Origin of the sequence: Pseudomonas sp. 7-41 (assembly GCF_021233075.1) — a bacterium.
GTDB classification, from domain to species: Bacteria; Pseudomonadota; Gammaproteobacteria; order Pseudomonadales; family Pseudomonadaceae; genus Aquipseudomonas; species Aquipseudomonas veronii.
Window position 1 is genome coordinate 625714 of record NZ_CP089551.1, and the last position, 15463, is coordinate 641176.

Sequence of the window (15463 nt, forward strand, 5' to 3'; positions counted from 1 at the left end):
AATCTATGCATCTTTTTCCCCTGCAAGGATTCCCCGTGCCGACTCCGCCCGCCAAGTCTTCACTGGCTGCCCACCTGGACGAAAGTCCGGCGCCCTTGTATGCCCGCGTCAAACAAATGATCAGCCAGCAGATCCTCAGCGGCAACTGGCCGCCCCATTACCGCGTGCCGTCGGAGAGTGAACTGGTCAGCCAGCTGGGTTTCAGCCGCATGACCATCAACCGCGCCCTGCGTGAACTCACCGCCGAAGGGCTGCTGGTACGCATGCAAGGCGTCGGCACGTTCGTCGCCGAGCCCAAGAGCCAGTCGGCGCTGTTTGAAGTGCATAACATTGCCGATGAGATCGCCGCCCGCGGCCATCGGCATACCTGCCAGGTCATCACCCTGGGCGAAGAGGCGGCCGGTTCCGAGCGCGCCGTCGCCCTGGAAATGCGTGAAGGCGGGCGGGTATTCCACTCGCTGATCGTTCACTTTGAAAACGATATTCCAGTGCAAATCGAAGACCGCTTCGTCAACGCCCTGGTCGCGCCGGAATACCTGCAGCAGGATTTCACCCAGCAAACCCCCTACGCCTATTTGAACCAGGTCGCACCGTTGACCGAGGGCGAGCATGTGGTCGAAGCGATCCTCGCCGATGCCGCCGAGTGCAAGTTGCTGCAGATCGAACCGAGCGAGCCGTGCCTGTTGATTCGTCGACGCACCTGGTCCGGTCGCCAGCCGGTGACCGCCGCGCGCTTGATCCACCCCGGTTCCCGTCACAGCCTGGAAGGACGCTTCAGTAAATGAGTGCAGTGACCGTCTGGCGCGCCGCCAATTACGTGCGTATGCCGTGGAAAAACGGCGGCGGCAGCACCGAAGAAATCAGCCGCGATGGCGGCCATGGCCTGGAGGGCTTTGGCTGGCGCCTGTCGATTGCCGATATCGGCGAGTCGGGCGGGTTTTCCTCCTTCGCCGGCTATCAACGCGTGATCACGGTGATCAACGGTGCGGGCATGGTCCTGACCGTGGACGGCGAGGAGCAGCGGGGGTTGTTACCGCTGCAAGCGTTCGCGTTCAAGGGCGACAGCCAGGTGTCGTGTCGCCTGATCAGTGGGCCGATCCGCGATTTCAACCTGATCTATTCACCCCAGCGGTACCATGCGCGGTTGCAGTGGGTCGATGGGGGGCAGCGCTTTTTCAGCACCGCGCAGACGGTGCTGGTGTTCAGCGTGGCCGATGAGGTGAAGGTGCTCGGCCAGGTGTTGGGTCATCATGATTGCCTGCAGGTGGACGGTAATGCTGGTTTGCTGGATATCTCCATCACTGGCCGTTGCTGCATCATCGAACTGACTGCACGCGGTTAAAAAATGTGGGAGGGGCGGTGCGACGATTCGACTTGCCCCCGATTGCGGTGGGTCAGCTATAGATAAGCTGACTGGTCCACCGCTATCGGGGGCAAGCCCCCTCCCACATTTGTTTCTCCACTGTTCTTGCGATCTGTTTCCAGCCTTCCGCACCACTTTGTTACCGAACGCCCCAGCGTGGCGCAATACCACCCTGACGTGGCAAACCGGCCTCGCTGTAAAACCGCCCCCCGAGAAATTTCATCACGCCTCGAAGCCTTAATTTCCAAGGCTCGCGCACGCCTGTGCAAACAATCGCGTCTGCACCCCAGGAAAGTTGGCCGTTCGATTGCATATGCTTGTATGTACAAGTAAAGGTGTGTGCGTAAGAGTCGACTTCGCACGCATCCAGTTCGCGCATCGATCGCTGAGGAGTTCTGGTTGTGACCGATTTTTCTAACGCTAAGCCTACAAAATACCGAGACGTCGAAATCCGCGCCGCGCGCGGTAACACGCTCACCGCCAAAAGCTGGCTGACCGAAGCGCCGCTGCGCATGCTGATGAACAACCTTGACCCGCAAGTGGCCGAAAACCCGAAAGAGCTGGTGGTGTACGGCGGCATCGGCCGTGCGGCGCGTAACTGGGAGTGCTATGACCAGATTGTCGAGAGCCTCACCAACCTGAACGATGACGAAACCCTGCTGGTGCAGTCGGGCAAACCGGTCGGTGTGTTCAAGACCCACCGCAATGCCCCGCGTGTGCTGATCGCCAACTCCAACCTGGTGCCGCACTGGGCCAGCTGGGAACACTTCAACGAACTGGATGCCAAGGGCCTGGCCATGTACGGCCAGATGACCGCCGGCAGCTGGATCTACATCGGCAGCCAGGGCATCGTCCAGGGCACCTACGAAACCTTCGTCGAGGCCGGTCGCCAGCATTACGACAGCAACCTCAAAGGCCGTTGGGTACTGACCGCCGGCCTCGGCGGCATGGGCGGCGCGCAGCCGCTGGCCGCGACCCTGGCCGGCGCATGCTCGCTGAACATTGAATGCCAGCAGGTCAGCATCGATTTCCGCCTGAACAGCCGTTATGTCGACGAACAGGCCAGCGACCTCGACGACGCCCTGGCGCGCATCGCCAAGTACACCCAGGAAGGCAAAGCGATCTCCATCGCCCTGCTGGGCAACGCCGCCGAAATCCTGCCGGAACTGGTCAAGCGCGGCGTGCGCCCGGACATGGTCACCGACCAGACCAGCGCCCACGACCCTCTCAACGGCTACCTGCCGGCCGGCTGGACCTGGGACGAATACCGCGCCCGCGCCAAGACCGAACCGGCGGCCGTGATCAAGGCCGCCAAGCAGTCGATGGCCGTTCACGTCAAAGCGATGTTGGACTTTCAGAAACAAGGCATCCCGACCTTCGACTACGGCAACAACATCCGTCAGATGGCGCAAGAAGAGGGCGTGGAAAACGCGTTCGACTTCCCAGGCTTCGTACCGGCCTACATCCGCCCGCTGTTCTGCCGTGGCATCGGCCCGTTCCGCTGGGCCGCGCTGTCGGGCGACCCGCAAGACATCTACAAGACCGACGCCAAAGTCAAAGAGCTGATCCCCGACGACGCGCACCTGCACAACTGGCTGGACATGGCCCGCGAACGCATCAGCTTCCAGGGCCTGCCGGCGCGTATCTGCTGGGTCGGCCTGGGCCAACGCGCCAAGCTGGGCCTGGCGTTCAACGAAATGGTGCGCAGCGGTGAGCTGTCCGCGCCGGTGGTGATCGGCCGCGACCACCTCGACTCCGGCTCGGTGGCCAGCCCCAACCGCGAAACCGAATCCATGCAGGACGGCTCCGACGCCGTGTCCGACTGGCCGCTGCTCAACGCCTTGCTCAACACCGCCAGCGGCGCGACCTGGGTCTCGCTGCACCACGGCGGCGGTGTGGGCATGGGCTTCTCGCAGCACTCGGGGATGGTGATCGTCTGCGACGGCACCGACGAAGCGGCCGAGCGGATTGCCCGCGTGCTGCACAACGACCCGGCCACCGGGGTGATGCGTCATGCCGATGCGGGTTACCAGATCGCGATCGATTGCGCCAAAGAGCAGGGCTTGAACCTGCCGATGATCAAGTAACGACTGGCTCGGTTTCTGTGGGAGCTGGCTTGCCTGCGATTGCATCACCGCGGTCTACCCGAAAGACCGCGTCGCCCGCATCGCAGGCAAGCCAGCTCCCACAGAAGAGCAATCAGTACCCAAAACAATCCATCAGAGGTTGAACACACATGGCTGCAAATGACGCGCGTGCAAGCACCACCCCGTTGATCGAAAGGCGTTCGATCGACTACATCCCGGAAGCGGAAAGACACGGACGTCTGTTTAGCCAGTTCACTCTATGGATGGGCGCCAACCTGCAAATCACTGCGATCGTCACCGGGGCCCTGGCCGTGGTGCTGGGCGGTGATGTGTTCTGGTCGTTGATCGGCCTGTTGATCGGCCAACTGCTCGGCGGCAGCGTCATGGCGTTGCACGCGGCGCAAGGGCCCAAGCTTGGTCTGCCGCAGATGATCTCCAGCCGGGTGCAGTTCGGGGTTTATGGCGCGGCCATCCCGATCGTGCTGGTGTGTTTGATGTATCTGGGGTTCACCGCCACCGGCACCGTGCTTTCCGGTCAGGCGCTGGGCCAGTTGTTCGGCGTCAGCGACAGCGTCGGTATCCTTGTCTTTGCCAGTGTCATCGTGCTGGTCACGGTGCTCGGCTACCGCGTGATCCACTTCATCGGCCGGGTCGCCAGCGTCATTGGTGTGATTGCCTTTGTCTACCTGTTCAGCCGTCTGATGAGCCAGGCCGACATTGGCGCGCTGCTGCAAATCCGTCACTTCAGTTGGAGCAGCTTCCTGCTCGCGGTGTCGCTCGCAGCCTCCTGGCAAATCGCCTTCGGCCCTTACGTAGCGGACTATTCGCGCTACCTGCCGAGCCAGACGTCCTCGCTGAAAACCTTCCTGGCCGCCGGCGCGGGGTCGGTGATCGGCGCACAGGTGGCGATGGTCCTCGGTGTGTTTGCCGCCGCCCTGTCCAACGGGCAATTCGCCGGTCATGAAGTGGCCTACATCGTCGGTTTGGGCGGTACGGGGGCCACCGCCGCGCTGCTGTATTTCAGCATCGCGTTCGGCAAGGTCACCATCTCCACGCTGAACTCCTACGGCAGCTTCATGTGCATTGCCACCATCATCAGCGGCTTCCGGGGGCGCCTGCAGGTCACGCGCTTGCAGCGTCTGGTTTTTGTGCTGGCCATCGTCGGTACGGCGACTCTGATCGCGTTGCTCGGCCAGCACTCGTTCCTCGGTGCGTTCAAGTCTTTCATCCTGTTCCTGCTGGCGTTCTTTACGCCCTGGAGCGCGATCAACCTGGTGGACTACTACTGCATCACCCGCGAGCGTTATGACGTGACGGCGCTGGCCGATCCGGACGGGCGCTATGGGCGTTGGAACCTGCTCGGTATCAGCGTCTATGTGTTCGGTGTGCTGGTGCAATTGCCGTTCATCTCCACCAAGTTCTACACCGGTCCGCTGGTGGCCGCCCTGGGTGATGTGGATATTTCCTGGATCATCGGTCTGATAATTCCCGCAGTTCTGTATTACGTGTGTGCGAAAAAATGGCACAGCGCCGTGCCCGATCAACTGATTCTGCCGGTCGAGCAGGACAGCGTTGTACCTGCCCCAGCCAGCGGCGCCAGTCGCTCTGCGGCGCGGGCCTGATTGGACGTGGACCGGGCAGGATGCCTCTTGACTGCCGTAAGCCAACTCATGATTAGGAGCGTCACACAATGAAATCGAACAAGACCCTGCTGACCACATTGCTGTCCATGGGCTTGCTGGCAAGCGCCGGTGCCCAGGCGGCCGGTTGGTGCGAGTCCGGTAAACCGGTGAAATTCGCCGGCCTGAACTGGGAAAGCGGCATGTTGCTCACTGACATCCTGCAAACCGTTATGGAAAAGGGCTACGACTGCAAGACCGACAGCCTGCCGGGTAATTCGATCACCATGGAAAACGCCCTGAGCAGCAATGACATTCAAGTGTTTGCCGAAGAGTGGGTCGGCCGCAGCGAGGTGTGGAACAAGGCCGAGAAGGCCGGCAAGGTCGTCGGTGTCGGCGCGCCGATTGTCGGTGCGATCGAAGGCTGGTATGTGCCGCGTTACGTGATCGAAGGCGATGCCAAGCGCAAGCTGGAAGCCAAGGCGCCGGGCCTGAAAAACATCGCCGACCTGGCCAAGTACGCCGCGGTGTTCAAGGACCAGGAAGAGCCGTCCAAAGGCCGCTTCTATAATTGCCCGGCCGGCTGGACCTGCGAGCTGGACAACAGCGCGATGCTCAAGAGCTACGGCCTGGAGAGCAGCTACACCAACTTCCGTCCTGGCACCGGCCCGGCGCTGGATGCGGCGGTGCTGTCGAGCTACAAGCGCGGCGAGCCGATCCTGTTCTACTACTGGTCGCCAACGCCGCTGATGGGCCAGGTCGACCTGGTCAAGCTGGAAGAAAAACCCGGCGTGGATAAGAGCGTGAGCATCAAGGTCGGCCTGTCCAAGACCTTCCACGAACAGGCACCGGAACTGGTGGCCGTGCTGGAAAAGGTCAACCTGCCGATCGACCTGCTGAACCAGAACCTGGGGCGCATGGCCAAGGAGCGAATCGAGTCGCCGAAACTGGCGAAACTATTCCTCAAGGAACACCCTGAAATCTGGCACGCCTGGGTGAGCGAAGACGCCGCCAAGAAAATCGACGCGGCCTTGTAGGTCATGCGCGCCCGACTACCCTGAGGGGCAGCCGGGCGCCTGGCCACAACCCACTGGATCGAGAGCACGCTATGTTTCCTGAGAGTTTTACGTTTTCCATCGCCGACTGGGTCAACGGTTGGGTGGATTCGCTGGTGACCAACTACGGCGATGTGTTCCGGCACATCTCCGACACCCTGCTATGGGCCATCGTCAACCTCGAGGGCCTGCTGCGCGCCGCGCCCTGGTGGCTGATGCTGGCCATCGTCGGCGCCGTGGCCTGGCACGCCACGCGCAAGGTGGTGACTACCGCGGTGATCGTCGGCCTGTTGTTCCTGGTGGGCGCGGTCGGCCTGTGGGACAAACTGATGCAGACCCTGGCCCTGATGCTGGTTGCTACGCTGATCTCGGTGCTGATCGGCATTCCGCTGGGCATCCTGTCGGCGCGCAGCAATCGCCTGCGTTCGGTGTTGATGCCGCTGCTCGACATCATGCAAACCATGCCCAGCTTCGTGTACCTGATCCCGGTGCTGATGCTGTTCGGCCTGGGCAAGGTGCCGGCGATTTTCGCCACGGTGATCTACGCCGCGCCGCCGCTGATCCGCCTGACCGACCTGGGGATTCGCCAGGTCGACGGCGAAGTCATGGAAGCCATCAACGCCTTCGGCGCCAATCGCTGGCAACAGCTGTTCGGCGTGCAACTGCCGCTGGCGCTGCCGAGCATCATGGCCGGCATCAACCAGACCACCATGATGGCGTTGTCGATGGTGGTGATCGCCTCGATGATCGGCGCCCGCGGCCTGGGCGAAGATGTCCTTGTCGGCATCCAGACCCTCAACGTCGGCCGCGGCCTTGAAGCCGGGCTGGCCATCGTGATTCTCGCCGTGGTCATCGACCGCATCACCCAGGCCTATGGTCGTCCACGGCATGAGGCGAGCAAATGACTACTGTCAGCAAAATCGAAGTGAAAAACGTCTTCAAGATCTTCGGCAACCGCGCCAAGGACGCGCTGGCGCTGATCGGCCAGGGCAAGACCAAGGATCAGGTGCTGGCCGAGACCGGTTGCGTGGTCGGCGTCAACGACCTGTCCTTGAGCATTGGCACCGGCGAGATCTTTGTGATCATGGGCCTGTCAGGTTCGGGGAAATCGACCCTGGTGCGCCACTTCAATCGCCTGATCGACCCCACCAGCGGCGCGATCCTGGTGGACGGCGAAGACATCCTGCAACTGGACATGCAAGCCCTGCGCGAATTCCGTCGACACAAGATCAGCATGGTGTTCCAGAGCTTCGGCCTGCTGCCCCACAAGAACGTGCTCGACAACGTCGCCTACGGCCTGAAAGTGCGCGGCGAAACCAAGCAGGTCTGCGCCGAGCGCGCGCTGCACTGGATCGAAACCGTGGGCCTCAAAGGTTACGAAAACAAATACCCGCACCAGCTCTCCGGCGGCATGCGCCAACGGGTCGGCCTGGCCCGCGCCCTCGCGGCGGACACCGACATCATCCTGATGGACGAAGCCTTCAGCGCCCTCGACCCGCTGATCCGCGCCGAGATGCAGGACCAGTTGCTCGAACTGCAAAAGACCCTGCACAAGACCATCGTGTTCATCACTCACGACCTCGACGAGGCGGTGCGTATCGGCAACCGCATTGCGATCCTCAAGGACGGCAAGCTGATCCAGGTCGGCACGCCGCGGGAGATTTTGCATTCGCCGGCGGATGAGTATGTGGATCGGTTCGTTCAGCGGCGGGCGGCGGTGGTCTGATCCGGATTATGTGGGGAGGCTGCTGGCCTCATCGGGAGCAAGCTCCCTCCCACAGGGGGATGCATTCCAAAGGTGGGAGGGGGCTTGCTCCCGATAGGGCCAGTAAAGCTGCACAAGAACTCAAGAAGGTATGAAGATGTCCCAGGCAGCAAAAATCATCATCGCCGACACCCCCCTGCGCTGGCAGGACGTGGTCGTCGTGGCCCGCTTCGGCGCGGTGCTCGAACTCTCGGGCCAGGCCTGGGCGCGCATCGACAATGCCCAGGCCATTGTGCAGCGCATCGTCGCCAGCGGTGAGCGCGCCTACGGCGTGAACACCGGCCTGGGCGCGTTGTGCAATGTGCCGCTGGAGGGCGCGCAACTGAGCCAACTGTCGCGCAACACGCTGTTGAGCCACGCCTGTGGCGTCGGCCCGGTGCTCAGCGACGAACAGACCCGCGCGATCATCTGCGCGGCGATCATCAACTACAGCCACGGCAAATCCGGCCTGCATCCGCAGGTGGTGCATGCGCTGCTGGCGCTGCTCAACCACGGCATCACGCCGCAGGTGCCGTCCCAGGGTTCGGTGGGTTACCTGACCCATATGGCCCATGTCGGCGTGGCGTTGCTGGGGATTGGCGACGTGAGCTACCGCGGCCGGATCGTCCCGGCGCAACAGGCCCTGAGCGCAGAAGGCTTGCAGCCGGTGGTGCTCGGCGCCAAGGACGGCCTGTGCCTGGTCAACGGCACGCCGTGCATGACCGGCCTGAGCTGCCTGGCCCTGGCCGACGCCCATCAACTGTTGCAATGGGCCGACGTGATCGGCGCCATGAGTTTCGAGGCCCAGCGCGGCCAGATCGATGCCTTCGACGCCGAAATCATCGCCCTCAAACCGCACCCCGGCATGCAGCAGGTCGGTATCAACCTGCGTGCGTTGCTCGACGGCAGTGAAGTGATCGCCAGCAGCCAGGGCATCCGCACCCAGGACGCGCTGAGCATCCGCTCGATCCCGCAGATCCACGGCGCGGCGCGCGACCAGGTGGAACACGCGACCCGCCAGATCGAGACCGAACTCAACAGCGCCACCGACAACCCGCTGCTGCTCGGCACGCCACACAGCTACCGCGTGGTGTCCCAGGCCAACCCGCACGGGCAGTCCGTGGCGCTGGCCGCTGATATGCTGGCGATTGCCATGGCCGAGATCGGCTCGGTCGCCGAACGTCGTCTGGACCGCCTGATCAACCCCCACGTCAGCGGCTTGCCGGCGTTTTTGGTGAGCGACCCGGGGGTCAACTCCGGGATGATGATCGTGCAGTACGTCGCCGCTTCCCTGTGCGCGCAGAACCGTCAGTTGGCGCAGCCGGCGGTACTCGACAATTTCGTCACCTCGGGCCTGCAGGAAGATCACCTGAGCATGGGCACCAACGCCGCGCTCAAGCTGCACCAACTGTTGGCCAACGTCACCCAGATCCTCGCCATCGAGTACCTGCTGGCGGCCCAGGCCTTCGAGTTTCTCAAGGACCAGCGTTTCGGCGCGGGCACCGACCGCGCCTGGCGCTTGTTGCGTGAACAGGTCGCGCCTTACGCGCAAGACCGCTGGCTGGCGCCAGACATCGCGACCGCCGCCGCGTTGCTCAAGCAGAGCGCTTTGCTGCAGCAGACTTTTCCCGAATTGCACTGAACAATAATTTCCAAGGAGCATGAATGTGACTGCGCTAACTCTGATTCCGGGCCAACTGAGCCTTGCCCAACTGCGGGCCATCTACCAGCAGCCGGTAACGATCAATCTGGATGACAGCGCCACTGCGCAGATCGACGCCAGTGTGGCCTGCGTGGAGCAGATTCTTGCCGAGAACCGCACCGCCTACGGCATCAACACCGGTTTCGGCCTGCTGGCCTCGACCCGCATCGCCAGCGAAGACCTGGAAAACCTCCAGCGTTCCCTGGTGCTGTCCCACGCCGCCGGCGTCGGTGAGCCGATCAGCGATGCGCTGGTGCGGCTGGTCATGGTGCTCAAGGTCAACAGCCTGAGCCGTGGGTTTTCCGGGATTCGCCGCCAGGTGATCGACGCGCTGATCGCGCTGATCAACGCCGAGGTGTACCCGCACATCCCGCTCAAAGGCTCGGTCGGTGCCTCCGGTGACTTGGCGCCCTTGGCCCATATGTCCCTGGTGCTGCTCGGCGAAGGCAAGGCGCGCTACCAAGGCGAATGGCTGGAGGCGACTGCTGCGCTGAAAATCGCCGGTCTCACCCCGCTGACCCTGGCCGCCAAGGAAGGCCTGGCGCTGCTCAACGGCACCCAGGTGTCCACAGCGTATGCGCTGCGGGGCTTGTTCGAGGGCGAGGATCTGTTCGCCGGTGCCCTCGCGTGCGGCAGCCTCACCGTGGAAGCGGTGCTGGGTTCGCGCTCGCCGTTCGATGCGCGCATTCACGCCGCGCGCGGCCAGCGTGGGCAGATCGATTCGGCGGCGGCTTACCGCGACCTGCTGGGCGAAAGCAGCCAGGTGTCGCAGTCGCACCAGAACTGCGACAAGGTGCAAGACCCTTATTCCCTGCGCTGCCAGCCACAAGTCATGGGCGCCTGCCTGACCCAGTTCCGCCAGGCCGCCGAGGTGCTGGTGATCGAGGCCAACGCGGTGTCGGATAACCCGCTGGTATTCGCCGCCGAAGGCGACGTGATCTCCGGCGGCAACTTCCACGCCGAACCGGTGGCCATGGCCGCCGACAACATGGCGCTGGCCATCGCTGAAATCGGCTCGCTGAGCGAGCGGCGTATTTCGTTGATGATGGACAAGCACATGTCGCAACTGCCGCCGTTCCTGGTGGGCAATGGCGGGGTGAACTCCGGTTTCATGATCGCCCAGGTGACCGCCGCGGCACTCGCCAGCGAAAACAAGGCACTCGCCCATCCCCACAGCGTCGACAGCCTGCCGACCTCGGCCAACCAGGAAGACCATGTGTCGATGGCTCCGGCTGCGGGCAAGCGCTTGTGGGAAATGGCTGAAAACGTTCGCGGCATCCTGGCGGTGGAATGGCTGGCGGCGTGCCAGGGCCTGGACCTGCGCGAAGGCCTGAAGACCTCGCCGAAGCTGGAAAAAGCGCGCGCTACCCTGCGTGGCAAAGTGGCGTTCTACGACAAAGACCGCTTCTTCGCCCCGGACATCATCGCCGCCACTGAACTGCTCGCCAGCCGCTGCCTGAATGAACTGGTGCCGGCCAAGTTGCTGCCGAGCCTTTGAAAAACCCTCCGCCCCTGTAGGAGCGAGCTTGCTCGCGAAGAACCCCCAGGCGCCGCGAGCTATCAAGTAGCACGCGTTATCGTTGAGGTTTTTCGCGAGCAAGCTCGCTCCTACAGGCAACAGCGACCACCTTGGGAGGCATTGATGAAAGTCCTTTGGCAACACTGCCACATCGCAACCATGGCCCACGGCAATTACTCGATCATCGAGGATGCCGCCCTGGTCACTGCCGGTTCGCTGATCGAGTGGATCGGCCCGCGCAGCGAAATGCCGGCTGCGGATTACGCCCAGGTGCATGACCTGCACGGCGCGTGGGTCACCCCCGGGCTGATCGACTGTCACACCCACACGGTGTTCGGCGGTAACCGCAGTGGTGAATTCGAGCAACGCCTTCAAGGCGTCAGCTACGCCGACATCGCCGCCCAGGGCGGCGGTATTGCCAGCACCGTGCGCGCCACCCGCGCCGCCAGCGAGGATGAACTGTTCGAAAGCGCCCACAAGCGCCTGCGCAGTTTGCTGCGCGACGGCGTGACCACGGTGGAGATCAAATCCGGCTACGGCCTCGACCTGGCCAACGAGCGCAAGTTGCTGCGGGTGATTCGGCGCCTCGGCGATGCGCTGCCGGTCAGCGTGCGCGCCACCTGCCTGGCCGCCCATGCGTTGCCGCCGGAGTACGAGGACCGCGCCGACGCCTACATCGATCACATCTGCAGCGAAATGCTCCCGGCCCTGGCCGCGGAAGGGCTGGTGGACGCGGTGGATGCGTTTTGCGAATACCTGGCGTTCTCGCCGGCGCAGGTGGAGCGTGTGTTCAAGGTCGCGCGGCAACTCGGCCTGCCGGTGAAGCTGCACGCCGAGCAACTGTCGTCGCTGCACGGTTCCAGCCTGGCCGCGCGTTACCAGGCGCTGTCGGCGGATCACCTGGAGTTCATGACCGAAGACGACGCCATCGCCATGGCCGCTGCCGGTACCGTCGCGGTGCTGCTGCCGGGCGCGTTCTACTTCCTGCGCGAAACCCAACTGCCGCCGATGGACGCCCTGCGCAAGCACGGGGTGAAGATCGCCATCGCCAGCGACCTCAACCCCGGTACTTCACCGGCCTTGTCGGTGCGCCTGATGCTGAACATGGCCTGCACCCTGTTCCGCATGACCCCGGAAGAAGCCCTGGCCGGCGCCACCCAACATGCCGCCACCGCGCTGGGCATGGGCGATACCCATGGCTCGCTGGAAGTGGGCAAGGTCGCCGACTTTGTCGCCTGGCAGATCGATCGTCCCGCCGACCTGGCCTACTGGCTGGGCGGCGAGCTTGAAAAACGCGTCGTGCGCCACGGCGTCGATGTCACTGTTTAAGGAGTCGCACTGTGGATAACGTTCTGAACTTCAAACAAGGCCGCGTGCCGCTGCTGATCAGCATGCCCCACGCCGGCCTGCGCCTGACGCCTGCCGTGCAGGCCGGGCTGATCCCCGAGGCGCAAAGCCTGCCGGACACCGATTGGCATATCCCCACGCTGTATGACTTTGCCGAAGAACTCGGCGCCAGCACCCTGGCGGCGGAGTACTCGCGGTTTGTCATCGACCTGAACCGGCCCTCCGACGACACGCCGCTGTACGCCGGCGCCACCACTGGTTTGTACCCGTCGATCCTGTTCGATGGTGTGCCATTGTTCCGCGAAGGCCTGGCGCCATCCAGGGAAGAGCGCGCCACCTACCTCGAGCAGATCTGGATGCCGTATCACCGCACCCTGCAAGACGAACTGGCGCGGCTCAAGGCCGAATTCGGCTACGCACTGTTGTTCGACGCACATTCGATCCGCTCGGTGATCCCGCACCTGTTCGACGGCAAACTGCCGGACTTCAACCTCGGCACCTTCAACAACGCCGCCTGCGACCCTGGGCTGGCCAGCCAACTGGAAGCCATCTGCGCCGCGCATCCGCAGTACACCCATGTGCTCAACGGACGCTTCAAGGGCGGGCATATCACCCGGCATTACGGCAACCCGGCGCAGAACATTCATGCCGTGCAGTTGGAGTTGTGCCAGAGCACGTATATGGAAGAGTTCGAGCCGTTTCGTTATCGCGAGGATCTGGCGGGGCCGACGCGGGGGGTGTTGAAGCAGTTGTTGGACGGTTTTCTGGGGTGGGGGCAGAAGCGTTACTGCTGAAGCAGGTGGTCAGTTGGGCATTCGCCCACGATCGCCTGCAACCGTCATTGAGATGACTAAGGTGCGAGTGGTCATCAAATATGCAGAGTTCAACAATATGCCTATGTATATGTTGACGGCGTTTCCAATCCTTTGAGGCAGTCAATGACTTACGGGTATCTAGAGAGCTTCATGTATGGTGAGGTGGCAGAGGGCGTAGGCGCATGGCTTGTCGACGCCGAATCAAACGTCGCGCCTACGGCGCTTTCGGATATTGTGAAGGGGTATGTTGATAACCGATCACGCTTCGCATCTTTTATGCTCAAAAGAGATATCGGACGCTACCTGAAAGCAAACCTCACCGCTACGGGCCTGAAAAACGCCGCTCCGTTTGACTATGAACTTTGTTTTTCCGAGCAATATTTTGGCTGTAGTAATCAGCAGTTTTTGCAGCAGGTCTCTCAGTTACTTGATGTAAATCTCAAGCGCACTAAGTGGCGAAACGTAAAACGTTTTTTGAAATGGCGCTGAGATGCCACGTTGATGGTCTTGCTGCTTCTAAGGTCAGACTTCGCCCGCTGCGCGAAGACGGGCTGTTGGAGTCCTCAGGGTCAGGTCCCTATTAATATTGTCATTAAGCGTAATAATCAATGAAGTCTTCCAGAGACGACTCGATTATAGCCTTTCTGAAGGGGCTTTTAATGACTTCTATTTGCGGCAATATTCGTGTTTTCAGCTCGTTAGCTACTTCGGTCATGTCGTTATCCAATGCTTCGACTGTGTTGTCCGAGATGATCTCAAGCAAAGCGCTCATCAATAGATATTCGTCATCGTTGGCCCGATTTTCATGATCAATGGGATCGTCAGGCTTGGTTGCCAGATAGTCCAACGGGTTGGACAGTTCGAAGCCAAAATACTCGTCGCCCGACAGGAGTATCGTGAGATCGTTTGCAAAGTTGACGCGGGTGAGGATTCTCCCCCCCATCGGCGCGGCCATGAAGCATGAGATCCGTCTTTTTTTGGGGTCAAATAACCTGAGTGTGGTTTGTGGAACACTATAGAGCGATTTGTGAAGTTTGATTCGACCCGCAATAGTTTTTTCTATATTGATTTGTGCCGTGTAGTTCTCACCCGGGACAGAGAACCTTAGACAGGCGAGGTCACCCTGTTCAGTGAATGAAAAAATGTCCGAGTTTTCTGAAATCCAATGCTCTGAACTCACATGCTGCTTATTTGATGCTTCGAGGCAGACGACGGAAGAGTTGGTGTCGAAAACCCATCTGACAGAAGCGTCTCCATAATAGATCAGCGAGGTTTCTATGAGTTCAAGGTCAGGGATGATGAACATTATTAAAAACCTTCCATTTTTATTGCGGGAGGAATGAGACCGCCATTGGGTCTCGGAATCGTCCCTTTCAGAATCATATCAGACGTTATCGGCAGACCAGGGTCAGTGGATTTTCCGCCGTAAATGGCGGCACCGCTTTCGCCACGGGGGCCACCAGGTCCATAACTCGTAATGACATTTCCTTGGGCCCCACCTTTACCATGAGTTACCACAATGTTGCCCTCATTATGGAATATCAGGTTGCCATTTTTGGCTTGATAGATCCCTTGAGGACTACTTAGGACGTGTCGCTCCAGGCCGCTATCCAGTCGCCCGTGATAATCCTTTCCGCGTCTGACTTTTCCGTTTTTTGCGTTACCGATGATTTTGGATACCGGACAGCCTGCGAATCCCAGTGGGTCGATCCAGGCAATCGGGTTTATACCGTAAGCATATAAATTCAGCCCTCCCGCCAATCCAATCGGATCCGGCGTCGTAAACCGCCCCACATCCGGATCGTAAAACCGAAACGTGTTGTAGTGCAGCCCGATTTCCCGATCCAGATACTGCCCCTGAAACCGCAGGTTCTGCTCTTCGATAAAGTAAGGCTCACGTACCTCTTCTACCGTGTTCCCCCACACCCGATAAGTTGCCCGCCACACCGTTTCCCCATCAGCTTCCGTCAGTTGCTCCGGCAACCCATTCAAGTCGCTGCGGTAGTAGCGCACGCTCTGGTGTTTGCCAGTCCCATCAACCCGGGCCAGTGGTGTATAGCCATCGTCCTCATAGAGATACAGGCTGGTTTGACTATGCCGATGCTCCTGCAGCAGGCGCAGGCCATCCCAGGTGAAGCGGGTTTCTCCCAGCGCATAACCCCGGCTGTCGTGTTCGGTTTTAGTGATGCGTCGTCCCCGTGCGTACTCGGCA

The 15463-nt window shown here is 61.3% G+C and carries 13 protein-coding genes and 1 pseudogene; 12 read left to right on the forward strand and 2 right to left on the reverse strand.

The genetic code is table 11. From position 1 onward, the window contains the following. Nucleotides 1-5: 5 nt before the first annotated feature. The 12 genes from hutC to LQ249_RS02740 all read left to right on the forward strand — a co-directional run bounded on the left by hutC (nt 6) and on the right by LQ249_RS02740 (nt 13740). On the forward strand, nt 6-785 hold the full coding sequence (gene hutC, locus LQ249_RS02685; RefSeq protein ID WP_169850562.1) for a histidine utilization repressor: 780 nt from the start codon (nt 6-8) through the stop codon (nt 783-785). Continuing rightward, a complete protein-coding gene (locus LQ249_RS02690; protein ID WP_232566174.1) occupies nt 782-1342 on the forward strand; it encodes a HutD/Ves family protein in 561 nt (186 codons plus the stop codon). Before hutC ends, LQ249_RS02690 begins: the two co-directional genes overlap by 4 nt. A 422-nt stretch (nt 1343-1764) precedes the next feature. Next, entirely contained in the window at nt 1765-3450 is a 1686-nt protein-coding gene (gene hutU / locus LQ249_RS02695) for a urocanate hydratase (RefSeq protein WP_057003614.1), read from the forward strand. Nucleotides 3451-3599: 149 nt separating this feature from the next. Further along, nucleotides 3600-5072 (forward strand): purine-cytosine permease family protein, encoded by a 1473-nt coding sequence (locus LQ249_RS02700; RefSeq protein WP_108526624.1) that lies wholly within the window; start codon nt 3600-3602, stop codon nt 5070-5072. 68 nt (nt 5073-5140) lie between these two features. Next, a complete protein-coding gene (locus LQ249_RS02705; protein WP_046384991.1) occupies nt 5141-6106 on the forward strand; it encodes an ABC transporter substrate-binding protein in 966 nt (321 codons plus the stop codon). Between the two features lie 71 nt (nt 6107-6177). Further along, the gene (locus tag LQ249_RS02710) at nt 6178-7029 is read left to right on the forward strand and encodes an ABC transporter permease (protein ID WP_046384990.1); all 852 of its coding nucleotides are present in this window, start codon (nt 6178-6180) and stop codon (nt 7027-7029) included. Beyond that, nucleotides 7026-7850: a quaternary amine ABC transporter ATP-binding protein gene (locus tag LQ249_RS02715; RefSeq protein WP_046385362.1), complete on the forward strand. Its 825-nt coding sequence runs from the start codon at nt 7026-7028 to the stop codon at nt 7848-7850. The genes LQ249_RS02710 and LQ249_RS02715 overlap by 4 nt, the downstream gene beginning before the upstream one ends. 136 nt (nt 7851-7986) lie before the next feature. Then, a complete protein-coding gene (locus tag LQ249_RS02720; protein ID WP_232566175.1) occupies nt 7987-9510 on the forward strand; it encodes an HAL/PAL/TAL family ammonia-lyase in 1524 nt (507 codons plus the stop codon). Nucleotides 9511-9529: 19 nt separating this feature from the next. Then, a complete protein-coding gene (gene hutH, locus LQ249_RS02725; RefSeq protein ID WP_017849903.1) occupies nt 9530-11068 on the forward strand; it encodes a histidine ammonia-lyase in 1539 nt (512 codons plus the stop codon). A gap of 144 nt (nt 11069-11212) precedes the next feature. Next, nucleotides 11213-12418, forward strand: coding sequence for an imidazolonepropionase (gene hutI / locus LQ249_RS02730; RefSeq protein ID WP_169881400.1), 1206 nt, complete (start codon nt 11213-11215; stop codon nt 12416-12418). A gap of 11 nt (nt 12419-12429) precedes the next feature. Further along, entirely contained in the window at nt 12430-13230 is an 801-nt protein-coding gene (hutG, locus tag LQ249_RS02735; protein WP_108526621.1) for an N-formylglutamate deformylase, read from the forward strand. 144 nt (nt 13231-13374) lie between these two features. Then, nucleotides 13375-13740: a hypothetical protein gene (locus tag LQ249_RS02740; RefSeq protein ID WP_046384987.1), complete on the forward strand. Its 366-nt coding sequence runs from the start codon at nt 13375-13377 to the stop codon at nt 13738-13740. A gap of 103 nt (nt 13741-13843) precedes the next feature. Here the strand turns inward: LQ249_RS02740 and LQ249_RS02745 are convergent, their stop codons facing one another. Beyond that, a complete protein-coding gene (locus tag LQ249_RS02745) occupies nt 13844-14557 on the reverse strand; it encodes a hypothetical protein (protein ID WP_126587839.1) in 714 nt (237 codons plus the stop codon). 338 nt (nt 14558-14895) lie between these two features. After that, nucleotides 14896-15447: pseudogene (locus LQ249_RS02750) on the reverse strand (RHS repeat-associated core domain-containing protein); the annotation flags it as partial. Nucleotides 15448-15463 lie beyond the last annotated feature (16 nt).

Excerpts from the sequence above, each read along its gene's own strand:
- LQ249_RS02715 (WP_046385362.1), top strand. The coding sequence starts at position 7,026 with ATGACTACTGTCAGCAAAATCGAAGTGAAAAACGTCTTCAAGATCTTC.
- LQ249_RS02700 (WP_108526624.1), top strand. The coding sequence starts at position 3,600 with ATGGCTGCAAATGACGCGCGTGCAAGCACCACCCCGTTGATCGAAAGG.
- LQ249_RS02705 (WP_046384991.1), top strand. The coding sequence starts at position 5,141 with ATGAAATCGAACAAGACCCTGCTGACCACATTGCTGTCCATGGGCTTG.
- LQ249_RS02745 (WP_126587839.1), bottom strand. The coding sequence starts at position 14,557 with ATGTTCATCATCCCTGACCTTGAACTCATAGAAACCTCGCTGATCTAT.
- hutI (WP_169881400.1), top strand. The coding sequence starts at position 11,213 with ATGAAAGTCCTTTGGCAACACTGCCACATCGCAACCATGGCCCACGGC.
- LQ249_RS02740 (WP_046384987.1), top strand. The coding sequence starts at position 13,375 with ATGACTTACGGGTATCTAGAGAGCTTCATGTATGGTGAGGTGGCAGAG.
- LQ249_RS02710 (WP_046384990.1), top strand. The coding sequence starts at position 6,178 with ATGTTTCCTGAGAGTTTTACGTTTTCCATCGCCGACTGGGTCAACGGT.
- hutC (WP_169850562.1), top strand. The coding sequence starts at position 6 with ATGCATCTTTTTCCCCTGCAAGGATTCCCCGTGCCGACTCCGCCCGCC.
- LQ249_RS02690 (WP_232566174.1), top strand. The coding sequence starts at position 782 with ATGAGTGCAGTGACCGTCTGGCGCGCCGCCAATTACGTGCGTATGCCG.
- LQ249_RS02720 (WP_232566175.1), top strand. The coding sequence starts at position 7,987 with ATGTCCCAGGCAGCAAAAATCATCATCGCCGACACCCCCCTGCGCTGG.
- hutH (WP_017849903.1), top strand. The coding sequence starts at position 9,530 with ATGAATGTGACTGCGCTAACTCTGATTCCGGGCCAACTGAGCCTTGCC.